The following is a 26,255-nucleotide window of genomic DNA, read 5'->3' on the forward strand; positions in this document are numbered from 1 at the left end:
AGGTTGAGAACATGACCAGACGCAGAGCCAGCGCCCTCACCAAGTCCGTCGTGCTCGCGGTCGTCGTCCTGATGGGCACGGCCACCGCCACCCCCGCCGTCGCCGCGCCCGACGAGGGCTGGCACGGCCTCGGCTGGGACCTGCCCGGGCTCCAGCGGACCGAGTCGGTCCCCGGCGTCGAGGACCGGCACCGGCCCGCGCCGCGCGCCGAGTCCGCCGACCGGGCCCTGACCGCGCCGCCCGAGGTCCGGCTGCCGCAGCCGGGCCGGGCCGCGGTCGACCTCCCCGCCTCCGCCGCCACGGCGCGCACGGCCGCCGTCGGCGCCGGGGCCACCGGCCTGGAGATCGGCCGCGGTCGCGGCAAGGCGGGCCGCGGTCCTGACGGCGCGCCCACCGCCCGCCGGTCGTCCGGCCGGGTCGAGGTGGAGCTGGTCGACACCGCGCGGGCCGACCGGGCGGGCGTCACCGGGCCGCTGTACCGGATCAGCCCGGTGTCGGGCGACGTGTCCGGACCGCTGTCGGTCCGGCTGGACTACTCCGCGTTCACGGCGGCCTACGGCGGCGACTACGGGCGGCGGTTGCGCCTGGTCTCCTACCCGGACTGCGTGCTGTCCACACCGGACGAACCGCGGTGCCGCGAGGCCACCCCGGTCGAGCACGTGAACTCGGAGGGCAAGCACCTGGTCGGCGAGGTCGCGTTGGCCTCACCGACGAGCGCGACCGTGCTGGCCGCGACCGCCGACGCCGACAGCGGCGAGGGCGACTACACCGCCACGCCGCTGTCGCCGACCGGCACCTGGACGGCGGGTGGCTCGGGTGGCGACTTCACCTACAGCTACCCGTTCAAGCTGCCCGCCGCCCTCGGCGGGGCCACGCCCGGCCTGAAGCTCGCGTACTCGTCGGGCGCCGTGGACGGCGCCACGTCGGCGACGAACAACCAGGCGTCCTGGATCGGCGACGGCTGGTCCCTCGCTGCCGGCGGGTTCATCGAGCGGCAGTACAAGTCGTGCGCCAAGGACCTCGGCGGCAACAACGGCCAGACCAAGACCGGCGACCAGTGCTGGGCCACCGACAACGCGGTCATGTCGTTGGGCGGCAGCAGCAACACGCTGGTGAAGGACACCTCGAACCCGAACGTCGAGACCTGGCGGCCCCGCCAGGACGACGGTTCCCGGGTCGAGCGGCTGCACGGCGCGACCAACGGCGCGCGCGACGGCGAGCACTGGAAGGTCACGGCGGTCGACGGCACGCAGTACTTCTTCGGCCTCAACCGGATGCCCGGCTGGACCGAGGGCAAGCCGGAGACCCAGTCGACGTTCACCGCGCCGGTGTTCGGCAACCACGGCGGGGAACCGTGCAACGCGACCACGTTCGCCGCCTCGTGGTGCACGCAGGCGTGGCGGTGGAACCTGGACTACGTGGTGGATCCGCACGGCAACATCGCGTCCTACTACTACCAGCCCGAGACCAACGCCTACGGCCGCAACCTCAACGTCACCACGGCGGGCACGTCGTACGTGCGTGGCGGCTATCTGCTGCGCATGGAGTACGGCCTGAACACCAACGCGGGCGGCGCGTACGCCCAGGCCCCCGCGCGGGTGCTGTTCGACACCGCCGAGCGGTGCGTGCCCGGCAACGGCGTCACGTGCGACCCGGCGCAGTTGAACGACACCACCGCGAAGTCCTGGCCCGACGTGCCCGCCGACCTGATCTGCGCGCCCGGCGCGGTGTGCAAGAGCGTGTCGCCGTCCTTCTTCACCCGCAAGAAGCTCACGACCGTCACCACGCAGGTCGCCAACGGCGCCGGCGGCTGGCTCGACGCCGACCGCTGGAACCTCGACCACGCGTTCCCCGTCACCGGTGACGGCGGCAACCCCGCGCTGTGGCTGGAGAGCATCACCCGCACCGGCCTCGCCGGTGGGTCGGCCGCCATGCCGGCCACCACGTTCGGCGGCACCGCCAAGACCAACCGCACCCGCGCCCACCAGGACTACACCAGCCTGTCGCGCTACCGGATCACCTCGATCACCGGCGAGCTGGGCGGCGTCACCACGATCGACTACACCGGACCGGACTGCCAGTCGGGCACCCCGGACCCCGGCACGAACACGACCCGCTGCTACCCGGTGCACTGGACGCCCAACGGCGCGACGGACCCGGTCCTCGACTGGTTCAACAAGTACGTCGTCACCGACGTGCACGCCGACGGCCGCACGACGCTGGGCAAGCAGACCCGCACCCACTACGACTACCTCGACGGCGGCGCCTGGCACTACGACGAGAAGTTCTTCTCCGAACCGGCGCACCGGACGTGGTCGCAGTGGCGCGGCTACGGCAGGGTGAAGACCACGGTCGGCAACCCCGACGACCCGTCCGGGCCGCGCACCGTCACCGAGAAGCTGTACCTGCGCGGCATGGACGGCGACGTCGCGCCCGGCGGCGGCACCCGGTCCGTGTCGGTCGGAAACTCGCTGGGCGAGAGCGTCGTCGACGGCAAGCAGTTCGCGGGCGTCACCCGGGAGACGTTGACCCACCTGGGCAACCAGGTGATCAAGTCGGTGGTGGACGACCCGTGGTCCTCGGCCGCGACGGCCACCGACCTGCACGGCGTCCAGTCCTTCCACACCGCCACCGGGGCCACCCGGACGCGGGTGCGGCTCGCGGCGTCGAACGAGTGGCGCACCTCGCGCACGACCACCTCGTACGACGGCCACGGCCTGGTGACCTCGGTGCAGACCGAAGGCGACATCGACGACCCGGACCAGACCACGTGCGTCCGCACCACCTACGCGCAGAACACCGGCACGTGGCTGCTGAACTACCCGAAGGCCGTGCAGAAGGTCTCCGGGCCGTGCTCCGAGACCAACACCGCGACCAGCGCCAACATCATCTCCGACGTGCGGTCGCTCTACGACGGCCAGGCGTTCGGGGCGGCGCCGACCCGCGGCGACGTGACCGAGGCGCACACCCTCTCCCAGTGGCCCGCCGGCGGCGCGGAGGTCTTCCAGGCGCCGACGACCAAGACCACGTACGACACCGTCTACGGCCGGGTGCTGACCAGGACCGACGCGCTCGACCGGACCACGACCACCACCTACACCCCCGCCACGGGCAGCCCGGTCACCAAGGTCGTCACCACCACGCCCAAGGTGAACATCGCCAACACGCCCACCGCGCTGACCTCGTCCGAAGAACTCGACCCCGCCTCCGGCCTGGTCACCGGCAAGGTCGACCGGAGCGGGCTGCGGACCGACATCGCCCACGACCCGCTCGGCCGGATCACCGCGGTCTGGCGGCCCGGTCACGACAAGGCCGCGAACGCGCAACCCGACCTGAAGTTCGAGTACACCGTGAACACCTCCTCGCCGAGCGTCACGGCGTCCAAGCGGTTGCTGGCCTCCGGCCAGTACGCCACCACCTACGCGCTGGTCGACGGCCTCGGCCGGACGGTGCAGACGCAGGAGCCCACCTCGTACGCGGAGGGCGGGCGGGTCGTCGCGGACACCCTGCACGACAGCCAGGGCCGGGTCTGGAAGACCCACGCGTCCTACTGGAACAGCGCCGCGCCCGCGCCGTCGCTGCTCGTCGTGCAGGACAACGCGGTGCCCAACACCACCGAGACGCGCTACGACTCGGCCGGGCGCGCGACGGACGTGCTGTCGCTGCGCGACGGCGCCGAGCAGTGGCGGACCACCACCGCGTACGACGGCGACCGCGTCACCACGGTCCCGCCGCTGGGCGGCACCGCGTCGGCGGTCGTCACCAACGGGCTCGGCCAGAAGGTGCTGACCCAGCAGTTCGAGGACCGGGCGCACACCGCGCCGACCGACCCCGCCGTCACCACCACCTACACCTACCACCGGTCGGGCCTGCTGCACACGGTCACGGACGGCACCGGCGCCAACACCTGGACCCACGACTACGACCTCATGGGCCGCAAGGTGGCGCAGACCGACCCGGACTCGGGTGCCAGCTCGACCACCTACGACGCCGTCGGCCAGGTGCTGACCACCACGGACGCCCGCGGCAAGACCCTCGCGTACAGCTATGACGCGCTGGGTCGCCGGACCGGCATGTTCAACACCACCACGACGGGCGCCAGGCTCGCGAGCTGGGTGTACGACACCCTCCTCAAGGGCAGGCAGACGAGTTCGGTGCGCTTCTCGGGCGGCAAGGCCTACGTGCGCGCCGTCTCCGGCTACGACGCGGCGGGCCGGTCGACCGGCACCACCCTGGTGATCCCCACCAGCGAGACCGGCATCGGCGGCTCGCACTCGTTCCCCATCACCTACGACCCCAACACCGGAGCCGTCGCCACGGTCAGCTCGCCCGGCGTGGGCGGCCTGCCGGCGGAGACGATCTACCACTCCTACGACGCGCTGGGCAAGCCGACCGAGTCGTTCGCGGCCGACGGCAACGGCGGCACCAAGCTGGTCTCGCTGACCACCTACAACGCGTTCGGCCAGGTGCTGCGCACGAACTACGCCGACGCCAACGACCCCAAGCAGGTCTCCACCACCCACACCTACGACGACTTCACCTCCCGCCTCACCTCCACCCTGGCGGTGCGCGCCACCACCACCGACCAGTTCCTGGTCAACCGCTCGTACACCTACAACCAGGTCGGCGACATCACCGAGGTGGACGACACCGCGCCGGCGATCCCCGACAACCAGTGCTTCGAGCACGACCACCTGCGCCGCCTGACCGCGGCGTGGACCCCGACCTCCGGCGACTGCGCGGTCGCGCCGTCGGTGGCCGGGCTCGGCGGGCCCGCGCCGTACTGGACGGACTGGGAGTACGACCAGGCGGGCAACCGGAAGAAGCAGGTCCGGCACGCCGCGGCCGGCGACACGGTCACCGAGCTGGCCTACCCGGACCCCGGCCAGCCCCGGCCGCACGCCGTCACCTCCACGACCACCACGAACCCCGGCGGCGGACAGACCTCGGCGAGCTACGACTACAACCAGGCGGGTAGCACCGTGGTCCGGCCCGGCCGCGAGCTCGACCACGACCTGGAGGGCCGGGTCGCCGTCGACGAGGACACGGCCACCGGCAAGGAGACCACCCACCTCTACGACGCCGACGGCGAGAGGCTGATCTCGAAGGAGCCTGCGGGCACCACCCTGTACGCCGTCGACCTGGAGCTGTTCGTCCCGACCGGCTCCACCACGGCCACCGGCACCCGCTTCTACGACCACGGCGGCAAGAACGTCGCCCGGCGCACCGCGGGCGTCCTGACGTGGACGGTCGAGGACCACCAGGGCACCGCGATGTGCTCCGTGGACGCGAGCACCCTCGCGGTCACCAAGCGCTACCAGGACCCGTTCGGCGTGGTCCGCGGCGCGCCGCCCGGCTGGTGGCCGGACCGGCACGGGTTCGTCGACGGCGTGCGGGACCCCGGTGGCACCGTGCACCTGGGCGCGCGCGAGTACGACCCGGCGCTGGGCAGGTTCACCGCGGTCGACCCGGTGTTCGACCTGGACGACCCGCAGCAGTGGAACGGCTACGCCTACGCCGACAACAACCCGGTGACGCTGAGCGACCCGACCGGCCTGGCGACGTGGATGTGCCCCGACGGCGAGTGCGGCCGGCACGGCAAGAACGGGCTGGGCTACGACCGGAGCGGCCCGAACCCGTCGACCCCGGCGGCGCCTGCGTACCCCGAGGAGATCCCGGAGGAGTACCAGACCGCCGCGCCGCAGTACAAGCAGCCCTACCTGCTGAACCGCCTGCGGACGCTGCAGCAGACGCCGTACAAGGCCCAGGCGGCCGAGCAGTTCAAGCAGGCGTACTGCCACGAGTTCGCGGCGGACTCGATGTGCCGCAAGTCGAAGTCGATGAGCATCGGCCAGCAGGTGAGCATGGTGCTCACCCTGGCGAAGGCGTCGCAGGAGGCCACCTCGACGGCGATGACGCCCAGCCTCGACGACCTGGCCGACCTCGCCCGCCGCGGGTTCCACGTGGGCCGCTTCGCGACCAACGCGCCCTTCACCGGGGGAGCCGTGCTCTGGGGCGAGTTCAACGGTGGCTCGTGCGGCATGGAGCAGGGCATGATGGTGCACTGCACGGGCATGGAGAGCGGTTATGGCGTCCTCGCGGGGATGACGATCGGGAACACCTTCCTCACCGGCGAGACGGAGGTGGGCCCGCCACTGGCCGAGCACGAGGCGAACCACGCCACGCAGTGGGCGCTGATCCCAGGGTTCCCGGTGCTCTACGCCGCGGCCGCGATCCCGGCGGCGATCACGGGCGACTGCAACGTGTTCGAGGTCATGGCGGATGCGGAGAAGGGCGGTTACGAGTGCTGACCAGGCACCTCGTCGCCGCGCTGTGCCTCGCCCTCGTCGGCGCGGCTTCGGCGGCGTGCGTGCCGCAGACGCCGTTCGCCCCGATCGCCGTCCGGCTCGACCACTCCGGGGCCATCGAGATCTGGGTGACCGAGTGCGACGTGGAGGGGGTGAGCAGGGTGGAGATCCTGATGCCGAACGCCGACCGCGTCGTGGACGCCGACGACCCGGTGGCCTGGCGGCTGGACCTGGACCCGCCCTCGATGGCGCGCACGTACGTCGTCGGCGAGATCCCACCGGGGGCTCGGGAAACCGTCGAGTGGCAGGAGCCGCCACCCGACCAGCGGTTCTTCGTCCAGGTCGTCGACGGGGGGATGACCACGGGCACGGGGTTCGCCCTCGGCGACCTGGCCGACGGCAAGGTCCGGTTCGAGCTGAAGAACATGTCGTACGGGGAATTCCTCCGGGAATCCCAGTGCTGACCGCGGGGTAGTCAGGTCGCCCGGAGCAGGCGGGCGCCCAGCTCGCGGACCACGGAGGCCAGGAGGTCGACGTCCTCCTCCGTGGTCCGCCAGTTCACGATGGCGGGCCGCAGGGCCACCACGCCGCGGTAGACGGTGGTGCCCGCGTAGACCCGGGCGTCCTCGATCAGCTCCTCGCCGAGGCGGCGGTTGAGGGCGTCCAGGTCTTCGGCGGGCACGCCCGGCGGGTGGAAGCGGAAGCAGACGACGAACAGGGTGACCGGGGCCAGCAGCTCCAGGTCCGGCGCCTCGGCGATCCGGCGGCCCAGGCGCAGCGCCAGGTCCTGGTGCCGCTCCACCATCGCCCGGTGGCCGTCCCGCCCGTACGCCCGCAGCGTCGCCCAGATCGGCAGCGCCCGCGCCCGCCGCGCCGACTCCGGCCCCAGGTTGTTGTAGTTCACGAACTCGTCGTCCGGCTCCGGCAGGTACGGGGCGTTCCACCCGCCGAACGCGCGCCCCAGCACCGACCGGTCCCGCACGAACGCCATCCCGCTCTCGTACGGCACGTTCAGCCACTTGTGGCCGTCCGCGGCCACCGAGTCGGCCCGCTCCACGCCGCGCACCAGCCCCGCCGTGCGCGGCGACAGCGCCGCGAACAGCCCGAACGCGCCGTCCACGTGCAGCCACGCCCCGTGCCGCTCGGCCAGGTCGGCCAGCTCGTCGAGCGGGTCGTGGTCGCCGCCGTTGACCTCGCCCGCGGTGCCGATCAGCACCGCGGGCCCGGACGACGCCAGCTCGCGGTCCAGCGCCCCGACGTCCAGCCTGCCCGCCTCGTCCCGGGCCAGCACGCGCACCGAGTCCCGGCCCAGGCCGAGCAGCTGCAGCGCCTTGCGGCTGCTCGGGTGCACGTAACCGCTGGAGAACACCGGCAGCCGCGGCAGCCCGGCCAGGCCGTCCGCCGTCACGTCCACCCCGTGCCGCCCCGCCCACCAGTGCCGCGCGCACGCCAGCCCGGTCAGGTTCGCCATCGTCGCGCTCGGCGTGAGCACGCCGCCGTACGACGGGGGCAGGCCGAACAGCTCCTTCAACCACCGCAGGACCACCGTCTCGGCCCGCGCGGCGAACGGCGAGGCCAGCCACAGCCCGCCCGCCTGGTCCAGCAGCGACGTCACCCAGTCCGCCGCCTGCGCGGCCGGTGTCGCGCCGCCGACCACGAAGTGGAAGAACCGCGGCCCGGACGAGTGCGTGGCCGCCCGGGTGCCGATCCGCAGCAGGTCCGCGATGGCGGCGACGGTGCCGTCGCCGGACTCCGGCAGCGGGCCGTCCAGGTCGTCGAGCAGGTGGGCGTGCGTGGCGTCGCGCACCGGCAGGTGCGGCAGCGCGTCGAGGTAGGGCCCCGCGGCGCGCGCGACCATGCCCAACGCCTCGGCGGCGTCCTCTCTCGCGTTCAGCGGGTCACCCATCTTGGCAGGGTAGGCGCTGATGACGACGCGGGGACAGCTCCGGGGCCGCGGTCGGCGGCGTCCGAGCGGCTGCCCCGCGCGCCGGCGCGGCGGCCCGGCGACGAGGACGTGCCGACCCGGAACACCTGGACGCCGTCCACAGCGGACGGTCCGCTGCCTCGGGCACGTGCCCGGCCGGCCCGCCGACCGCGAGCTGCTCGACCAGCGGGTGCGGGGGAACATCGCGACCCGTGACCGCGCGGGTGGTCCGCGCCGCGAACCGCGACAGCCCGCGGCACGGGTCCGGGGTCAGCGCGGGTCGTCGCGCTCCCGGCGCACGGTGACCTTGCGGCCCTTGATGGTGGCGCCCCGCAGTGACGCGATGACCTGCTGCGCCGCCGAGTCCGGCACCTCGACCAGCGAGAACCGGTCGGCGATCTCGATCGCGCCGATGTCGCGGCCGTTCAGCCTGGCCTCGCCCGCGATCGCGCCGACCAGGTCCTGCGGCCGGATGCCCGAGCTGCGGCCCGCGCCGACGAACAGCCTGGTCATCCCCGCCGACGGGCGGCGCGGCCGGCGCGGCTCACGGCGGTCGCCGCCGCCGTCGCGGCCGCGGCGCTCACCGGAGCCCGCCCGCGGCACGTACTCGGGGATCTCCTCCTCGTCCGCCGCCGCGCCGGTGGCCTCGTGGGCCAGCTTGACCGCCGCCAGCGCCACCTCCATGACGTCGAACTCGTCGGTCAGCGTCTCCACCACGACCCGGAAGTGCTCCAGGTCGTCCTCCAGCAGGCTCTCGTGCAGCGCGGCCCGGGTCAGCTCCAGCCTGCGCGCCCGCAGGTCGGCGATGGTCGGGACCTTCTCCACCTGGATGCGCTGCTTGGTGACCCGCTCGATGGTCTTGAGCATGCCGTGCTCGCGCGGCTCGGCCAGGGTGATCGCCACGCCCTCGCGGCCCGCCCGGCCGACCCGGCCGATGCGGTGCACGTACGACTCCGGCGCGGACGGCACGTTGTAGTTGACGACGTGCGTCAACTGCTCGACGTCCAGGCCGCGGGCCGCCACGTCGGTGGCCACCAGCAGGTCCGCGGTGCCGTTGCGCAACCGGGCCATCACCCGGTCGCGCTGCTCCTGGCTGATGCCGCCGTGCAGCGACTCCGCCCGGTAACCGCGGCCGTTCAGCGTCTCGGTGAGCTGGTCGACCTCGTCGCGGGTCCGGCAGAACACGATCGCCGCGGTCGGCGCCTCGACGTCCAGCACCCGGCCCAGCGCGGCCGGCTTGTGCGCGCGCGGCACGACGTAGGCGCTCTGCCGCACCTTCGGCGCCTCGCCCGGCTCGGCCTGCTCGCGGCCGATGGTGATGCGCACCGGGTCGGACAGGTGCTGGCGGGCCAGCCGGTCGATGCGCCCCGGCATGGTCGCCGAGAACAGCACCGTCTGCCGCTCGGCCGGCGTCTCGGCCAGGATCGTGTCCAGGTCCTCGGCGAAGCCCATGTCCAGCATCTCGTCGGCCTCGTCCAGCACGACGACTTCCAGGTGCTCCAGCTTCAGCGTGCCCCGGCTGAGGTGGTCGACCGCGCGACCCGGCGTGGCCACCACGACGTCCACGCCCTGCTCCAGCACCCGCAGCTGCCGCCCGATGGGCTGGCCGCCGTAGATCGGCAGCACCCGCGCGCCCAGCTCCCGGCCGTACCGGTGCACCGCCTCGGAGACCTGCACCGCCAGCTCCCGCGTGGGCACCAGCACGAGCGCGAACGGCTCCCGCCGGGACCGCTCGCCGCCCGCCATGCGCTCCAGCACGGGCAGCGCGAACGCGGCCGTCTTGCCGGTGCCGGTGGCCGCCTGCCCGAGCAGGTCGCGGCCCGCGCTCAACGGCGGGATGGCCTCGCGCTGGATGGGGGTGGGCTCCTCGTAGCCGAGGCCGGACAGCGCCCGGAGGAGTTCGGGGCGCAACCCGAGGTCGGCGAAGCTGGTCCGGTCGTCGGGCTCGTCGTTCATACCCTCAAGTCTCGCTGATCGCCCCCGAACCGCTCGGTGAGGGGGGTGGGGGAGGCCCGGTCGGGCCTCGCGCACGCTCGTTCCCGGTGGGGGACGCCCAAGGCTAGTGTTCCGCTGTGAAGCCGCTGCGCTGGGGTGTCCTCGGGGCCACCTCCCACATCGCGAGCCGGGTCGTCCCCGCGATCCACCGCACGCCCGGCAACGCGGTCGCCGCGGTGGCCGCCCGCGCCGGTCGCCTGGCCGCGGCGGCGGAGGTGGCGCGGCCGTTCGGGGCGCGGGTGCACGACGGCTACGACGCGCTGCTGGCCGACCCGGGCGTCGACGCCGTGTACATCGCGCTGCCCAACACGCAGCACGTGCCGTGGACGTTGCGCTCGCTCGAAGCGGGCAAGCACGTGCTGGTGGAGAAGCCGATGGCGCTGTCCGAAGAGGACTGCGTCCGGGTCGAGCGCGCCGCCGCCGACCTCGTGGTGATGGAGGCGTACATGTACCGCTTCCACCCGCAGCAGACCCGGGCGGCCGCGCTGCTCGCGTCCGGCGAGATCGGCGAGCTGCGGGTGGTGCGGTCGGCGTTCGCGTACCCGACGGCCACCGGGGGCAACATCCGGTTCGACCCGGCGCTGGGCGGCGGCGCGACGTGGGACGTCGGCTGCTACGCGTTCGACGTGCCGCTGTGGGCGTTCGACGCCGAGCCGCGCGCGGTGCGGGCCCGGTTCCACTCGCGGGAGGTGGACCTGAGCGCGGTGGCTGCCCTGGACTTCGGCGACGGCCGCTCGGCGGTGCTGGACTACAGCCTGGAGTACGGGCCGCGGGCCGCGTACGAGTTCCAGGGCACGCGCGGTTCGATCTCCGTGCGCAACGCGTGGACCCGGCCGGACGAGGAGGGGTCGATCACGGTCGTCACGCTGGACGGCGTGCGGGAGGAGGTCGTCCCGGCGTCGGACGCCTACGCGCACCAGGCCGCCGCGTTCGCCGAGGCGGTCCGCGAGAAGGTCACGCCGCTGGTGTCGCCGGCCCACTCCGCGCGCACCGCCAGGGTCGGCCAGGCCCTGGTCCGCTCGGCCGCGACGGACGCCGAGGTCCACCTCCGCCGCCGCCCCTGACCGGTCAGGGGGAACCGGGGTGGTCCGCCCCCGGCGGCCGGCGGCTCACCGCGCCGAACCCGGCCAGCCACCGCCGCACCTCGGCGGGCGACCGCAGCCGCACCCACGGGACCCCCGTGCGCGGCAACCGGTCCGGGTAGGTCGACCGGTGCCTGCGGTGCGCGCGCACCGCCCACCCCAGCGTCGAGTCGCGCCCGACCAGCGAGCCCCAGCCCTCCCGGTTGCCGTTCCACAGCACGGTCCGGCGCACGATCCGACTCGTCGTGCGCCGCGCCAGCCGGGGCAGGAACACCCACAGCGGCATGTCCAGCCACACGATCAGGTCGGCCCGGTGCCACAGCACGTCGGCGGTCTGCGCCACGAAGTTGCCGTCCACCACCCAGGCCGGCCCGTCGGTCGCCGCCGCGAGCCGCGCGTGGTACTCCGCCACCGGCGGCGACGTCCAGTCCGGGCCGTGCTGGATCGCGTCCAGCTCGACGTGCGCGCCGCCGACCACGCGGGCCAGCCGGCGCGACAGCGTCGACTTGCCGCCGCCGCTCACCCCGAGCACGACGATCCTGCGGGTCACCACGCCGGCACACCCCCACCGGGGGCCGGTCCGGACCGGAACACGTCGACCGCGAGGCTCACGGTCACACTCGACCACACCGCCGCGCCGGCCGTCCACGGCATTCGCCGACGCCACTCCGGCCGGGGCCGCGCGACTACCGCACGCAGCCGGCGGGGACTTCGGTGGCGGTTCCGGCGGGCGGCACGGCGGGCGGCACGGCGGGTGCGCCGGTGGGCGGCACGGTGGCCGTGTCGGCAGGTGCGCCGGTGGGTGTGTCGACAGGCGGGTCGGAGGGCGCGTCAGTGGGCGCGTCAGTGGGCGCGCCGGCGGGTGCGCTGGTGGGTGTGTCAGCGGGTGCGTCGTCGGCGAAGAACCCGGCCATGAACTCCCGGACCGCCGCCGGGTCGACCACCAGCCCCTGGCCCCGGTCGGTGTCGGCCACCCCCTCGACCGGGATGGTCGCGGTCCGCACGGTCGGGCCCAGCCGCCGGGCGAACCCCGCCAGGTCCCAGCCGGGGTCGGTGCGCACGTTGTCCCGCACCGCGTCGACCACCCGCGCCAGGGCCGCCGGGTCGGCGTCGCCCGCCAGCTCCGCCGCGACCGAGCGCAGGAACGCCTGGTGCCGCGCGATCCGGTCCAGGTCGCCGCCGGGCAGCCCGTGCCGCTGCCGCAGGAACGCCAGCACCTGCGCGCCGCGCACCGTCTGCGGCCCGGCGGGCAGGTCGACGCCGGAGTGCTCGTCGCGGGCGGCGGCCCGCAGGCAGACGTCCACGCCGTCCACCGCCTCGGCCAGCGCGGTGAACCCGGCCGTGTCGACGGTCGCGTGGTGGTCGACCTCCACGCCGGTCAGCGACTCGACCGCCGCCACCAGGGCCTCCGCGCCCGCGGCGGCGCCGTCCCGCCCCTCGGCCTCGGCCGCCGAGCGGGCCCGGCGGAACACCGCGCTCACCTTGTCGACACCCCCGCCCGGGACGTCGACCAACGAGTCGCGCGGCACCGAGGCCGCGCTGGTCGTGCCGTCCGGGCCGACCCGGGCGAGCACGACCAGGTCGGTGTTCCCGGTGTCGTCCAGACCGGCCAGCAGCACGGTCCCCGGCGCGCCGCCGGTCGCGGCCGGGTCCGGCGCCGCGCCCCGGTCCGCGCCGAGCGGCACGACCACCGCGACGACCGCCGCCGCCGCGGTCAGCCCGGCCGCGGCGAACAGCGCGAACGGCCGCCGCCGCCGGGCCTGCCCGTCGCGCAGGCCGGCGAGCACGGCGCGGTGGTCGACGGCCTGGTCGGCCTCGGCCGCGATGGCCTCGCGGATCAGGGCCTCCTGGCGGGAACCGGTCATCGCAGCACCTCCGACGGGCTGTTCTCGTTGATCCGCAGCGTGTGGAGCGCTCGGGAGACGTGGCTGCGCACGGTGGCTTCCGCGCAGCCGAGGACGGCGGCGATCTCGGCGTCCGTGCTGTCCTCGTAGTAGCGCAGCACCAGCGCGGCGCGCTGCTTGCGCGGCAGCACGGCGATCCGGGCGCGCATCGCGTCCCGCTCGGCGTGCCCGACCGCGTGGTCGGCCACCACCGGGGACAGCTCGTCCAGCCTGGCGTGCGTGGCCGACACGTCCCGGGCCGCCCGCCGGCGACGCCACGACAGGTACTCGTTGGTCACCATCCGCTTGACGTAGAGGTGCGGCACGTCCACCGCGCCGATCCGCGCCCACCGCTGCCTGGCGCGCAGCAGCACGTCCTGGACGATGTCCTGGGCCAGGTGCTTGTCGCACGTCAACGCCGTGGCGTAGCGCAATAGTCGATCAAGGCGATCGGTGACGAACCGGTCGAAGTCGTCGTCGTCCCGCACGTCGCCCCCTTCTGCCGCTGTCGGGTCGGTTGCGGACGGGAAACCCTTCGGAGGACGTCCCGCGTTGCACCGGGCGGGTGTGACCTGTGCCACCGGACTCCTCTGGTGGGTGAGTCGCGCCGGGTAGTTTCGGCGTCGTCCGGACCAGCCACGGGGGGCACATGCGATTCCTCTTCCGCCCACCCGCCACCGAGGCGGGCGGGCTGCTCGCGCTGCCGTGGGACCGACCGCTGGAGGAGTGGGACGAGCGGCTGCTGCTGACCGTCCCCCAGCGGGGCATCTCGCGGCACGTCGTGCGGTTCGTGGCCAGCGAGGGTCGGGTCTACGCGCTCAAGGAGATCGCCGAGTCGCTGGCCAGGCACGAGTACGCGGTGCTCGGCGAGCTGGAGCGGGAGGGGATGCCCTCGGTGACGGTGCTCGGGCTGTGCGTCGACCGCCCGGAGGACCAGCAGGCGATCCTCGTCACCCGCTACCTAGAGCACTCGATGTCCTACCGCTACCTGTTCTCCGGCCCGCGCGACGAGCACTCGGCCGACCGGCTGGTGGACGTGCTGGTCGAACTGCTGGTGCGGCTGCACCTGTCCGGCACGTTCTGGGGCGACTGCTCGCTGTCGAACACGCTGTTCCGGCTGGACGCGGGCGGCCTGGCCGCGTACCTGGTGGACGCCGAGACCGTCGAGCGGCACCCGCAGCTGTCCGCCGGCCAGCGCACCTACGACGTCGACCTGGCGCGCGAGCGCATCGGCGGCGAGCTGATGGACCTCGAAGCGGGCGGCCTGCTGCCCGCCGACATCGACCCGGTCGAGGTCGCCGACAGCGTGCCCCGCCGGTACGCGGCGCTGTGGGACGAGGTGACCCGGGAGGAGTTCTTCCGGCTGGACGAGCAGCGCTACCGGGTCGCCGAGCGGCTGCGCAGGCTCAACGACCTGGGCTTCGACGTCGGCGAGGTGGAGCTGGTCACCTCCGACAGCGGCGCGCGGCTGCGGGTCGACATCCGGGTCGCCGAGATCGGCCAGAGCCGCCGCGAGCTGTTCAAGCTCACCGGCCTGGAGGTGCAGGAGGGCCAGGCCCGGCGGCTGCTCAACGACCTGCGCTCGTTCCGCGCGTACCTGGAGCAGCGCGACGGCGCGCCGGTGCCCGAGACGACGGCCGGCCACCTGTGGCGCAACGAGGTGTACGACCCGGTCGTCGCCGCCGTGCCGCGCGACCTGCTGGGGGTGCTGGCGCCGGCGGAGCTGTTCCACGAGGTCCTGGTGCACCGCTGGTACCTGTCCGAGAACGCGGGCCGCGACGTCGGCACCACGGCCGCGCTGCGGTCCTACCTCGCCACCGTGCTGCCGGACCGCGAGGCGGCGGCGGACGAGGCGGCGGCGGACCAGGACGAGGTGGACTGACCTGCGACGCGACAGCCGGGCGGTCCGCCGCCTACATTGACCCGCATGATCTTCGGGATCGCGGCCATCGTCCCCGCGCTGTTCTTCGTCGTCGGCGTGCTCCGCGACCGGCGGCGGATCGGCAACGCGGTGTGGCTCGGCGTGACCCTGGTGCTCCTGCTGCTCTGGCTGGTCTTCCGGGCCTCGGCCAACGGCGGGTGGTCGGCCGCCGCCGTCGGCTACGCGTTCGTGCTGCTCCTGCTGGGGCTGGGCTTCGTGCTGCCGAGCGCGCTGATCGTCAACGGCGTGGTGATGCTGCGCCGGGAGGGGTTCGGCCTGGCCAACCTGCTCTCGCTGCTGGCCGGGTTGGCGATCTTCGGCGTGGTCGCGGCGTTCGGCTTCGCCACCGCGCACACCGGGCCGGTGGTCGACGCGGTGATCGGGTCGCTGCTGGTCGTCGCGGCCTACGTGGCGTTCCTGTTCGTCAGCCTGCTGCTGTACTCGATCGTCTACGGCAGCGTCGGCCGCCGCACCGGCTTCGACGCCGTCGTGGTGCTCGGCGCGGGCCTGTCCGGCGACCGCGTCCCGCCGCTGCTGGCCGCGCGGTTGGACCGGGGCCTGAGCGTGCACCGGCGCGAGGTGGCCGCCGGCCGCACGCCGCTGATCGTCGTCTCCGGCGGGCAGGGCGCGGACGAGGCGGTGTCCGAGGCGGCGGCGATGCGCGACTACCTGCTCCGCCGCGGCGTGCCCGACGAGCTGATCGTGCCGGAGGACCGGGCGGCCACCACCGAGCAGAACCTCCGGTACAGCGCGAACCTGCTCGCCGAGCGCGGCTGGACCGGGCGGGCGGTCGCCGTGACGAACAACTACCACGTCTTCCGCGCCGCCGTGCTGGCCCGCAGGCTCCGGCTGCGGATGCAGATCATCGGCGCGCCCACGGCGTGGTACTTCCTGCCCAGCGCGTTCCTGCGCGAGTTCGCCGCGCTGCTCGCGCAGAACCCGGTCGCGCACACCGCCACGTGCGGCCTGCTGGTCGCGCTGCACCTGGTGCTGACCCTGACGTGACCGTCCGCCTGCACCCCCCGGGTCAGCGGAGGTGTTCGGCGAACCACGAGACGATCAGGCCCACCACGTCGGCCAACCCGGCCCGGTCCCACTCGTGGCCGACGCCGGGGTGCAGCACCAGCCGCGCCGGTTTGCCCAGCTCGCGCAGCCTCCGGTACATCCGCTCGGACTCCGCCGGGTCGACCCTGGTGTCGTTCTCGCCGTGCATGATCAGCACCGGCGCGCTCAGCCGGTGGGCGTGGGTGAGCGGGCTGCGCGCGGTCATCGCGGCCGCGTCGGCCGGGTCGTCGGGGTCGCCGATCCAGTCGACCGCCCGCTTGCGCCAGGTCGGCGGGAACGACCGGACGTCGCCGATCAGGTCCGCCGACCCGCACTCGCTCACCCCGGCCCGCCACCGGTGCGGCAGCCTGGTCAGGCAGGACAGCGCGGCGAAGCCGCCGTACGACGCGCCGTGCACGCCGAGCCGCGTCGTGTCGGCCCACGGCACGCCGTCGAGGACGCCCACCGCCGCCTCCAGGTCGGCGAGGTCGCCGCCGCCCCAGTCGCGGTAGATCGACCGCTGGTAGCGCAGCCCGTACCCGGACGACCCGCGGACGTTCGGCGCGAGCACGCCGATGCCCGCCGCGAGGAGCGACTGGACCAGGGGGTCGAACACGGGGCGCGCCTGCGCTTCCGGTCCGCCGTGGACGGTCATGACCACCGGCGCCGGGCGGTCCGCGCTCGCCGACGGCGGGCGGTAGAGCAGGCAGGGCACGGCGCCGTCGGCCGTGCGCACGACGGTCGGCGGCACGGCCGCGCCGGGCAGCCGCGCGCCGGAGCGGGTGAGCTGCCGGGCCGTGCCGGCGGCCGGGTCCACCAGGAACAGGTCGGTCGCCGCGTCCGGCCGGCCGAGCTGGACCAGCAGGTCGCCGGCCGCGGTGAACCGCGGGGCGTGCCCGTCGAGGCCGAACTCGGTCACCGCGACACCGCGCGGCAGGCCCGTCACGTCCCGCGGTTCGCCGCCCACGTCGGCCCACCTCAGCCGGGTGTAGCCGTCCTCGTTGAGGCCCCACGCCAACCGCGTGCCGTCCGGTGACAGGGCGGCCCCGTCCACATCGGACTCGGGGGTGTCGATCCAGGTCAGGTCGCCGGTCAGGGACAGGACCGCGAGCCCGAGGAAGTCGCGGCCCAGGGTCGTGCACAAGTAGAGGCCGGACGAGTCGGGCAGCCACCCGACCGGGTGGTGCTTCGCCGGTCCTCCGGCCGGGGTGAGCCGCCGGACCGCCCCGTCGGCGAGGTCGACCGCGAACAGGTCCTGCTCGGTGTTCTGGTGCAGCCGCAGCACGAGCAGCAGCCGCGAGTCGGGGGAGAAGCCCACCGGCAGGTAGCGGTCGTCGCCGCGCAGCGCGATCCGCACGTCGCCCGTGCGCAGGTCGCGCACCAGCACGTCGAACACCTCGCGGTCACGGGCGTTGCAGGCGTACGCGAGCAGCGCGCCGTCCGGGCTGTAGGGCTGCCCGGTGCTGCCGTAGGGCACGCCGATCTCGCACCGCACGCCCTCCTCGGCGGCCAGCCACTCCACCTCGCCCGTCCCGAGGTCCACCTCGGCGAGGCGGTGGTCCTCGCGGCCGTCGGGATCGGTCAGCACCAGCAGGCGCCGGCCGTCCGGCCGCCACGCGCACCGGCGGACCGATCCGGGCACCTCGACCAGTCGCGGTGGCGTCCCGTCGAGCGGCAGCAGCCACGGTTGCGGACGTCCGGAGGCGTCGCTCAGGTAGGCGACGCTCCGCCCGTCGGGGCTGGGCTCGGCGCCGGACAGCCACTCGAAGTCGGTCCAGCTCACCGTTCCTCCTCGCGGTGGGGCGACATGCGGCGCATGAGTGATTTCACTTATTGCAACCGATGACAGTCAAGCAAACCAGTGCCGGGCGCGGCAAGGGCGCTTGGGTTAACCTCTGCGCGTGCCGCCGCCCGATCACCCCGCCCGCGACGCCACGGTGGAGGAGCTGAAGGCGCTCGCGCACCCGCTGCGGTGGCGCGTCCTGCGGCTGTGCCTGGACCGGGCGTGGACCAACAAGGAGCTGTCGGACCGGCTGGGCGTCGCGCCGGCGACCGTGCTGCGGCACGTGCGGGCGCTGGTGAAGACCGGGTTCCTGGCCGCCGAGCCGGTGCGCAGCGGTGCGCGGGGCGCGTTGGAGCGGCCGTACCGGGCGACCGGTCGGACGTGGCGGCTCGGCCTGGTGGACGTCGAGGGGGAGGGGCTGGCGCAGCGGGTGGACCTGGCGCTGCTGGCCGCGCACCGGGCCGAGGTGGCGGAGGCCGGTCCGGACGCCAACCGCGAGACGGCCAGGGGCGTGCTGCGCCTGGGGGCGGCTTCGCAGGCGGAGCTGAAGGCCCGGGTGGAGGAGCTGATCGCCGAGTTCGCCGAGCGCGACGAGCCCGACGGCGAGGCGTTGAGCTACCTGTGGTCCGTCGTGGCCCGCTTGGAGCGGTAGAGCCGGGAAGTGCCTGTGGCCCCGCCCGGGGGCGGGGCCGTGTGGGGCCGTGTGGGCTTCGGCGAGGTCAGGAAGCCGTGTCGTGCAGGACGAAGCGCAGTTCCGACGTGTAGACCTCCCCCCTGTCGTCGGTCAGCCACGTCTGCTCCGGGGTGGGCAGCATCTCCGTCACCGTCAGCCTGGCCGAGGCGTCGGCGCGGGCCAGCCGGCGGGCGGCCTTGGCCAGCAGGGTCACCGAGGCCGGGCTGTCGAAGTCGACGAACACCGGGCGCGGTTCGGCGGGGGAGGTGAAGAACACGAACCGGGGCAGGTCGTGCCCCGCCCGCCACGCCCTGGCGCCCACGAAGCGCCGCGCCTCGGTCTTGGCGTCGGCGAAACCCAGCTCCGCCACCGGGAACCGCCACGTCTCCCGCGACACCACCAGCCCGCCCACCCGCACCCTGGGCGTGTGGTCGGCTTCGGGCAGCACCCGGAAACCGTCGACCACCAGCGTGGTGAGCACGTGGCCGAACACGTCGGCCACCGGGAAGACCGCGCCGTCGGGCAGCACCGCCACCAGCTCGTCGTCGCGCAGCTCCACCCGCACGTCGGCGCTGCGCGGGGTGCGCGGGCGGTGCGGGTCGGCGGTGTCGTCGACCAGCGCCACGCAGTAGTCCTCGGGGCGCACCAGGCTCTGGCGGACCCGCGTGGACAACCGGGACCGGTGCTCCTTGGGCAGCAGCGGCAGCAGCCGCGGGCCCGGCACGTCGCGGGTGGTCAGCCCGACCAGCTCCGAGCGGTCCGGGTGCTGGTCGAGGTACAGCGACGCGCCCAGGGTGTTCATCGCCACGTGCAGCTCGCCCAGCACCAGGTCGAACTCGCCGCGCCGCACCGCGTCCACGCCCGCCGCGGCGATCATCACGTCCGGGCTGAGGTAGCGGGCGGCGTTCCAGCCGCCGCCGGGGGAGGCGAACGCCCCGGCCGCCCGCGCCGAGACCTCCGCCGTCGACAACCGCACGTCCCGCGCGCCCGCCGGCAGGTCCAGCACGTCGGCCCAGCGCCGCCAGAACTCGGCGCGCAGCTCGGCGAGGTCGGCCACCGCGTCCCGGTGCAGCACCGGCATGCAGGCGAACCAGAACGTCGCCAGGTCCACCGGCCCGGAGGCGTCGAACACCCGCCGCGCGCCGGCCAGCACCCGCCGCGCCAGCGAGGAGGTCAGCCAGGCGGCGCCGGCCAGCAGCGGCTCCAGCGCGCCCAGCTCCCGCAGCACCGCCCCGCCGAGCCGGACGGTGGCCGAGCGCCGGGCGTCGGAGTGCGCCAGCGCCCGTCCCGGCGCGGTGGACCCGCCCTTCTCACGGGCCGCCGCGGCGTCGGTCAGCGCCTCGAACTCCCGCTCCAGCGCCGACATCGCCTCGACCAGCTCGTCCGGAGTGGACGCCCGCGCGACCCGGCCGCGGCCCAGCTCCAACGCCCCCAGCGCGGCGAGGCCGGGTGCGGCCACCTCGGCGGGCACCCCCTCCAGCCACGTCCGCAGGGCGCGTTCGGGGTGGGAGCCTGCGGGGACCTCCAGCCGCCGCACCAGGTACCGGCGGCTTTCCAGCCGCGCCAGGTCGTCGGTGACGTCGCGGCCCAGCTCCTCGCCGATCGCGACGGCGGACCGGGTGCCGTCGCAGAGCGACAGGACCTCCAGCAGCGGCGCGGCCACCGGTTTCGGCGGGCAGCCCGGCAGGGCCGCCTCGCCGTCGCCGACGCGCACGAACGGCACGCGGCGCGGTGCGACCCACGGCGCGAGCGCCGGGTCCTCGCCGAGCACGCGGGCCAGCGCGTCGATCGCCCAGCTGGCGAAGTACACGGTGGTCTCGGCGACCAGCCCCTCTCCGGGGTCGACCTCGACGCCGTCGACGCCGTCGTCCAGCCGACCCCAGCCGACCGGGCCGAAGAAGCCGATGGTGTCGTTCTTGACGCAGAACCGCTGCCAGTAGTGGGAGATCAGCTCCTCGCGCTGCCGGGTGCGGCTGGTGCGCCCGTCACCCGGCTCCCACTCCAGGAACGGCCGCACCGCCCGGCCGAGCACCGCCCGGTTCTGCCAGGCGATCGCGCTCTGGAACGCGTCGCCCGCGGCGATGTCCCGCATCTCCAGCGCCGCCTTGGCCGCCGCCGCCTCGAACGCCGCCTCGAAGACCTCCCACTCCGCGCCCCGCTGGGACTTCGCCGACGCGAACCGGTCGGCCGCCAGCCCCAGCCCTTGCGGGGCCAGCCGCAGCACGCCCTGGGCGGGGAAGCCCGCGCCGCGCACGCTGAACTGGTCCCACAGCCGCCACCGCCCGCCGGGCAGCGCCCGTTCCCCCCGGGCCGGCCCCTCCCGCTCGTCCGCCATCTCAGCCGACCTCCAGCTCCTGCTCGACCACCGACGCGAGGTCGGCGGGGGACGGGTAGGCGAAGACCAGCGCCACCGGCACGTCCACGCCCAGCGTGGCCTGCAGGCGCGCGGTGATCTGGAACGCGGCCAGCGAGTCGCCGCCCGCCTCGAAGAAGTCGCTCTCGGAGTCGAGCGACGGGTTGGCCAGCGCCTCGCGGTAGACGTCGACGACGAGGTCGGTCAGCTCGGTCGCGGTGATGCCGATGGCGGTCATGGTCGGTCTCCTCTGGTGGTGGTGCGGTGGTCGACGTGCGGTGGTGGGACGGCCGAGCCGGCGAAGGCGAGCGCTTCGGCGGTGTTGCCGCCGGACACCACCACCGCGGCCGTCCCGGTGAAGCGCGATCCCAGCGCGCCGGCCAGCGCCACGGCGCCGCTGGGCTCGGCGTGCACGCCCGCCCGGCGCAGCAGCGCCGCGGCGTGCGCGATGGCGTCGTCGGTGACGCCCACGAGGTCGTCGACGCGGTCGGCGATCACCGGCAGCGTCACGGCGCCGGGCCGCTGCCCGCGCAGCCCGTCGGCGATGGTCCGCGACGGCGGCACCGCCACGGGCGAGCCCCGGTCCAGCGAGAGGGCGTAGCGGCGGGCGTCGGCCGGTTCGACGCCGATGACCCGCACCGGCAGGTCCCGCGCCGCCAGGCACACCCCGGCCAGCAGCCCGCCGCCGCCGGTCGGCACGAACAGCGCGTCGACGCCGGGCACGTCCTCGAAGACCTCCACGCCCACCGTGCCCTGGCCCGCGACCACCAGTTCGTGGTCGGAGGACGGCACCAGCCTGGCCCCGGTCGACGCCGCGTGCTCCCGGGCGCGGTGGTCGCGCTCGTCCACGCCGCCCGCCACCTCCAGCACGGTCGCGCCCAGCCCGCGCAGCGCGGCGGCCTTCGCCGGGCTCGCGCCCCCGGCCATGACCACGGTGACCGCGACGCCCAGCGCGCGGCCCAGGGTGGCCACCGCGATGCCGTGGTTGCCGGAGGACCCGGTGACGACCTCGCCGCAGGGCTCGGCCAGCAGGGCGTTGGCCGCGCCGCGGATCTTGAACGACCCGCCGCGCTGGACGTGCTCGGCCTTGAGCAGCACGCCCGGCACGGAGTCGAGCGCCAGCAGGGGTGTGCGCAGCACGTGCCCCTCGATGCGCCGGGCGGCGGCGAGCACGTCGGCCGTGCCCAGCCGGGTGTCGAGGCGGGTCACCGCGCGCTCCCGGCGAGCGCGGCGCGGTCGACCTTGCCGCTGCGGGTGGTGGGGAAGCGGTCCAGGCGGGTGAAGCGCCGGGGCATCAGGTGCGGCGGCAGCGACTCGGCCAGGTGCGCGCGCAGCGCCGTGTCGCGGACCTCCGCCAGCTCGCCGGTGACGTGCGCGACGAGGTAGGCGCCTCGCACCTCGTCGGTGGCCGGGGTGACCGCCGCGCCGGTGACCGCCGGGTGGGTCAGCAGCACCGCCTCCACCTCGGCCGGGTCGACCCGGTGCCCGCGGACCTTGATCTGCCGGTCGTTGCGCCCCAGGTACTCCAGCACGCCGTCCGGCCGCCGCCGCGCCAGGTCGCCGGTGCGGTACAGGCGCGCGCCCGGCTCGCCGCACGGGTCGGGCACGAACCGGGTCGCGGTCAGGGCCGGCCTGCCGGCGTAGCCGCGGGCCACGCCGACGCCGCCGATGTGCACCTCGCCGACCTCGCCGTCCGGCACCGGCCGCAGGTCGCCGCCCAGCAGCCGCACCACCACGCCCGCCAGCGGCGTGCCGACCAGGTCGGCGTCCGCCTCGGGCCGGTCGGGCACCTCGTGGCGGGTGGAGGTCATGGTGCACTCGGTCGGGCCGTACTGGTTGACCAGCCGGCCCGGCACCAGCGCCCGCCCGCCGGCGGCCAGGAACGGGCGCAGCGACTCGCCGCTGGTCGCCACCAGCCGCACGTCCCGCAGCGCCCGCGCCGCGCCGTCCTGGCGGGACAGGAAGGTCAGGAACGATGGGGTGGTGCTCAGGACGGTGTTGACGCCGTAGGTCCGCACCGCCTCGAACAGCTCCTCGGGGCGCAGCAGCGCCGACCGGGGCAGCACCACCAGCCGACCGCCCGCCAGCAGCGGGGCCAGGGTGTCGCGGATCGAGGCGTCGTAGCCCAGCGGCGCCAGCTGCAGCGCCGCGGTGTCCGGGCCGAGGTCGTTGTCCCGCACGGCGGACCGCAGGTAGGCCCGCAGCGAGCGGCGCTCGACCAGCACGGCGTTGGGGACGCCGGTGGACCCGGAGGTGTGGCTGACGTAGGCCAGCGACCGGGGGTCGTGCCGCCCCGCCGGCAGCGGCGCGACGGGGCCGGTGGTCCCGTCCTCGCCGACCAGCACGGTGGGACCGGGAACGGCGAACCGGCCGGCCAGGCCGCGGCTGGTGACCAGCGCCCGCGCGCCTTCCAACAGGGCGGCGGTGCGCAGGGGCGGCAAGTCGGTGTCCACCGTGAGGAACGCGCCCCCGGCCCGCAGCACCGCCGCCATCGCCACCACCGCGTCCGCGCCGCGCTCCAGCGCGATGCCGCACACCACCTCGGGGCCGACGCCGTGGCCGCGCAGCACGCGGGCCAGCCGGTCGGTCCGCCGGGCGAGTTCCCGGTGGGTGAGCACGCCGTCGGGGGTGACGACGGCCGGTCGGTCCGGGTGACCGGCCGCGCTCGTGCCGACCGGGTCCGGGTCGGTCCCGATCAGGTCGGCCGCGCCCACGTCAGTCCCGCCCACGTCAGTCCCGCCCGGTCTGGTCGAAGGCGACGAAGCGCAGCTCGGAGCTGTACTTGGCGCCGGTGTGGTCGGTCAGCCACGCCTGCTCCGGGTTGGGCAGCATCTCCGACACGGTCAGCCGAGCCGAGGGGTCCTCGCGCGCCAGCCGGCGCACCGCCTTGGCCAGCACGTTGACGTAGACCGGGCTGTCGAAGTCGACGTAGAACGGCCGGGGCTCGACGGGGGAGACGACGAAGGCGTAGCGGGGCAGCTCGTGCTCGTCGCGCCACGCCCGCGCCCGCACGAACCGGCGCGACTCGTGCTTCTCGGCGGCGAACTCCAGCGAGTCGGCGGTGAACCGCCAGGACTCGCGGGCGACCACCACGTTGTCCACGGTCACCCGGGGCGAGTGGTCGGCGGCGGCCCGCAGGCTGAACCGGTCCATGATCCGGGCGGTCAGCGCGTTGCCGAACACGTCGATCACCGGGAACACCGCGCCGTCGGGCAGCACCGCGACCAGGTCGCCGTCGCGCTCCTCGACCAGGACGTCCGCGCCCGTCGCGGTGCGCGGGCGGTGCGGGTCGGCGGTGTGGTCGACCATGCCCACCAGGTAGTCCCGCGGCCGGTTGAGCGCCGGGCGGCTGCGGGTGTTCCAGCGCGGCGGCTGCTCCTTGGGCAGCATCGGCAGCAGCCGGGGGCCGGGGTAGTCGGTGTCGGTCTCGGCCAGCAGCTCGTCCTGGTCGGGGTGCTGCATGACGAACAGCGACGCGCTCATGGTGTTGACGCCCACGTGCAGCTCGCCGAGCACCATCTCGAACTCGCCCCGCTCGACCGCGGCGGCGTCCTCGGCGACGATGAACACGTCCGGGCTGATGTAGCGGGCGACGTTCCAGCCGGTGGCGGGCTCCTCGAAGGCCTCCCGGACCCGGTCGGCGATCGCCGCGGACGACAGCCGTACCCGCCGCGCGCCCTCGGGGGCGTCCACGATGGCCTCCCAGCGGCGCTGCAGCTCGGCCTGCACGCGGTCGGCGTCGGCGATCGAGTCCGGGTGCGGCACGGGCAGGCACGCCATCCACAGCGACGCCAGGTCCACCGCGGGCCGCTTCGCGCGCAGCGAGTCGAACGCCTCGCGCAGGTGGTCGCGGGCGATCTCGGCGTACCGGTTGGTCATCCACCGGGCCGCGGTCAGGCACTGGGCCAGCGGGGTCAGCTCCGCCAGCACGGCCGGGCCCAGGAGGGCGGTGGCCGCGCGGCGGGTGTCGGAGTAGACCAGCGCCCGGTTGGCGGAGGTCTTGGCGCCCTTCTCGCGCTGCGCGGAGGTCTGCGTGATCCCGACGAAGTCGGCCTCCAGCGCGGACATCGCCGCCAGCAGCTCGTCGGCGTCGCCCAGCGCCGCCCGCACCCGCTCCCGGCCGCGCTGGAGCACGTCGATCCGGTCCAGCGCCCGCTGCCGCGCCACCGGGTCGCCGACGCGCTCCACGACCGACCGCAGCGCCTGATCGGGGTGGGCGCTGGCGGGGACGTCGATGCGCCAGGTGATCCAGCGGCGGCGCAGCAGCTCGTCCAGGGCGCCGAGCACGCCGTCCAGGTCGCGGCCGAGCCGTTCGGCGATCTCCACCGGCTGGTGGGCGCCGTCGCACAGCCGCAGCACGTCCTCCAGGCCCTCCGCCAGCGGCACGGCGGGGCGGCCCGGCAGGCTCACCGCGCCGTCGGCGACCCGGGCGAACGACACCCGGCGCGGCGGCACCCACGGGCGCATCCCCGGCTCGGCGCCGATCACCTTCGCCAGCGCGTCGATGCCCCAACTGGAGAAGTACACCTCCGCGGCGGCCAGGAGGTCCTCACCCGGCACGACGGTGACGCCGCGCGTGCCCCCCAGGTCCCAGCTACCCCAGCCGACCGGGCCGAAGAAGCCGATGGTGTCGTTCTTGACGCAGAACCGCTGCCAGTAGTGCGCCACCAGCTCCTCGCGCTGCCGCGGCATGCTGGTGCGGCCCGCCGCGGTGGGCGTCCACGCCAGGAACGGCGCGATGCCCGAGCCGAGGACCGCCTTGTTCTGCCACGCCAGGGCCGTGCGGAACCGCGGTTGCGCGGCGATGTCCTGCAGCTCGCGGGCGGTGCGCACCGCCGACTCGGCGAAGAACGCCTCGAACTCCTCCCACTCCGGACCCGTCCACCGGTCGCGGGGCGCCACGTCGGCGAACTTGTCGGCGGCCACCCCCAGTCCCGGCGGGGCGAGGCGGAGCACACCGGCGGCCGGGAAACCCGTCCCGCGCAGGGCGAACTGGCCCCACAACCGCCAACCACCACCGGGCAACAGCACCGTTCCAGCCACGCTGACCATCCCTTCCCAGGTCTGTCGAGGGCTGTTGTCAGCCCTGCTGCCCCATCCGCTCGCGAAGGCCGCGCGGACGCATGTCGGTCCACACCCGCTCGACGTGGTCGAGGCAGACCTCGCGCGGCCCCTCGGTCCCGTCGGCGACCCAGCCGGGTGGCAGGTCGCGGTCGGCGGGCCAGATCGAGTACTGCTCCTCGTCGTTCGTCACGACCCGGTACACCCGCTCGTCCTGTGTCATCGGCG

18 protein-coding genes are annotated in these 26,255 nt (G+C 74.8%); 6 read left to right on the forward strand and 12 right to left on the reverse strand.

Features of this window, described 5'->3' with window-relative positions; all coding sequences use genetic code 11:
• Positions 1 to 11 precede the first annotated feature (11 nt).
• Complete coding sequence (locus tag AB0F89_RS21290; protein ID WP_367127232.1) at positions 12 to 6,311, forward strand: RHS repeat domain-containing protein; 6,300 nt, start codon at positions 12 to 14, stop codon at positions 6,309 to 6,311.
• Positions 6,305 to 6,772, forward strand: a complete 468-nt coding sequence (locus tag AB0F89_RS21295; RefSeq protein WP_367127233.1) for a hypothetical protein — start codon at positions 6,305 to 6,307, stop codon at positions 6,770 to 6,772. The genes AB0F89_RS21290 and AB0F89_RS21295 overlap by 7 nt, the downstream gene beginning before the upstream one ends.
• 11 nt (positions 6,773 to 6,783) lie before the next feature.
• Here the strand turns inward: AB0F89_RS21295 and AB0F89_RS21300 are convergent, their stop codons facing one another.
• Positions 6,784 to 8,214: an aspartate aminotransferase family protein gene (locus AB0F89_RS21300; RefSeq protein WP_367127235.1), complete on the reverse strand. Its 1,431-nt coding sequence runs from the start codon at positions 8,212 to 8,214 to the stop codon at positions 6,784 to 6,786.
• A gap of 288 nt (positions 8,215 to 8,502) precedes the next feature.
• Positions 8,503 to 10,188 carry a DEAD/DEAH box helicase gene (locus AB0F89_RS21305; protein WP_367127236.1) on the reverse strand — a complete coding sequence of 562 codons (1,686 nt, stop codon included), beginning with the start codon at positions 10,186 to 10,188 and terminating at the stop codon, positions 8,503 to 8,505.
• Positions 10,189 to 10,304: 116 nt separating this feature from the next.
• Here AB0F89_RS21305 and AB0F89_RS21310 point away from each other — a divergent pair, with 116 nt between their 5' ends.
• Positions 10,305 to 11,291 (forward strand): Gfo/Idh/MocA family protein, encoded by a 987-nt coding sequence (locus AB0F89_RS21310; RefSeq protein ID WP_367127237.1) that lies wholly within the window; start codon positions 10,305 to 10,307, stop codon positions 11,289 to 11,291.
• A 4-nt stretch (positions 11,292 to 11,295) separates the two neighbouring features.
• Here AB0F89_RS21310 and AB0F89_RS21315 read toward each other — a convergent pair whose 3' ends face one another.
• From AB0F89_RS21315 to AB0F89_RS21325, 3 genes are all read right to left on the reverse strand, one after another.
• The gene (locus AB0F89_RS21315) at positions 11,296 to 11,862 is read right to left on the reverse strand and encodes a hypothetical protein (RefSeq protein ID WP_367127239.1); all 567 of its coding nucleotides are present in this window, start codon (positions 11,860 to 11,862) and stop codon (positions 11,296 to 11,298) included.
• 133 nt (positions 11,863 to 11,995) lie between these two features.
• The gene (locus tag AB0F89_RS21320; protein ID WP_367127241.1) at positions 11,996 to 13,174 is read right to left on the reverse strand and encodes an LCP family protein; all 1,179 of its coding nucleotides are present in this window, start codon (positions 13,172 to 13,174) and stop codon (positions 11,996 to 11,998) included.
• A complete protein-coding gene (locus tag AB0F89_RS21325; RefSeq protein WP_367127242.1) occupies positions 13,171 to 13,680 on the reverse strand; it encodes a sigma-70 family RNA polymerase sigma factor in 510 nt (169 codons plus the stop codon). Before AB0F89_RS21325 ends, AB0F89_RS21320 begins: the two co-directional genes overlap by 4 nt.
• A 161-nt stretch (positions 13,681 to 13,841) precedes the next feature.
• Here AB0F89_RS21325 and AB0F89_RS21330 point away from each other — a divergent pair, with 161 nt between their 5' ends.
• Entirely contained in the window at positions 13,842 to 15,074 is a 1,233-nt protein-coding gene (locus tag AB0F89_RS21330) for a DUF4032 domain-containing protein (protein WP_367127243.1), read from the forward strand.
• A gap of 45 nt (positions 15,075 to 15,119) precedes the next feature.
• The gene (locus AB0F89_RS21335) at positions 15,120 to 16,118 is read left to right on the forward strand and encodes a YdcF family protein (protein WP_367127244.1); all 999 of its coding nucleotides are present in this window, start codon (positions 15,120 to 15,122) and stop codon (positions 16,116 to 16,118) included.
• Between the two features lie 22 nt (positions 16,119 to 16,140).
• Here AB0F89_RS21335 and AB0F89_RS21340 read toward each other — a convergent pair whose 3' ends face one another.
• Positions 16,141 to 17,940: a prolyl oligopeptidase family serine peptidase gene (locus AB0F89_RS21340; protein ID WP_367127245.1), complete on the reverse strand. Its 1,800-nt coding sequence runs from the start codon at positions 17,938 to 17,940 to the stop codon at positions 16,141 to 16,143.
• 118 nt (positions 17,941 to 18,058) lie between these two features.
• Between AB0F89_RS21340 and AB0F89_RS21345 the strand changes: the two genes are divergently transcribed.
• Complete coding sequence (locus AB0F89_RS21345) at positions 18,059 to 18,592, forward strand: ArsR/SmtB family transcription factor (RefSeq protein ID WP_367127247.1); 534 nt, start codon at positions 18,059 to 18,061, stop codon at positions 18,590 to 18,592.
• Positions 18,593 to 18,659: 67 nt separating this feature from the next.
• Here the strand turns inward: AB0F89_RS21345 and AB0F89_RS21350 are convergent, their stop codons facing one another.
• From AB0F89_RS21350 to AB0F89_RS21375, 6 genes are read right to left on the reverse strand one after another with little or no spacing between them, the layout of a single operon-like run.
• Positions 18,660 to 20,948 carry a lantibiotic dehydratase gene (locus AB0F89_RS21350; protein WP_367127249.1) on the reverse strand — a complete coding sequence of 763 codons (2,289 nt, stop codon included), beginning with the start codon at positions 20,946 to 20,948 and terminating at the stop codon, positions 18,660 to 18,662.
• Between the two features lies 1 nt (position 20,949).
• Positions 20,950 to 21,204, reverse strand: a complete 255-nt coding sequence (locus AB0F89_RS21355) for an acyl carrier protein (protein WP_367127250.1) — start codon at positions 21,202 to 21,204, stop codon at positions 20,950 to 20,952.
• Positions 21,201 to 22,175, reverse strand: coding sequence for a threonine/serine dehydratase (locus AB0F89_RS21360; RefSeq protein WP_367127251.1), 975 nt, complete (start codon positions 22,173 to 22,175; stop codon positions 21,201 to 21,203). Before AB0F89_RS21360 ends, AB0F89_RS21355 begins: the two co-directional genes overlap by 4 nt.
• Positions 22,172 to 23,695 (reverse strand): amino acid adenylation domain-containing protein, encoded by a 1,524-nt coding sequence (locus AB0F89_RS21365; protein WP_367127253.1) that lies wholly within the window; start codon positions 23,693 to 23,695, stop codon positions 22,172 to 22,174. Before AB0F89_RS21365 ends, AB0F89_RS21360 begins: the two co-directional genes overlap by 4 nt.
• A 1-nt stretch (position 23,696) precedes the next feature.
• A complete protein-coding gene (locus AB0F89_RS21370; protein WP_367127254.1) occupies positions 23,697 to 26,018 on the reverse strand; it encodes a lantibiotic dehydratase in 2,322 nt (773 codons plus the stop codon).
• Between the two features lie 28 nt (positions 26,019 to 26,046).
• Positions 26,047 to 26,250 (reverse strand): MbtH family protein, encoded by a 204-nt coding sequence (locus tag AB0F89_RS21375; RefSeq protein ID WP_367127256.1) that lies wholly within the window; start codon positions 26,248 to 26,250, stop codon positions 26,047 to 26,049.
• Between the last annotated feature and the right edge of the window lie 5 nt (positions 26,251 to 26,255).

This window comes from Saccharothrix sp. HUAS TT1 (assembly GCF_040744945.1).
Taxonomy (GTDB): Bacteria; Actinomycetota; Actinomycetes; order Mycobacteriales; family Pseudonocardiaceae; genus Actinosynnema.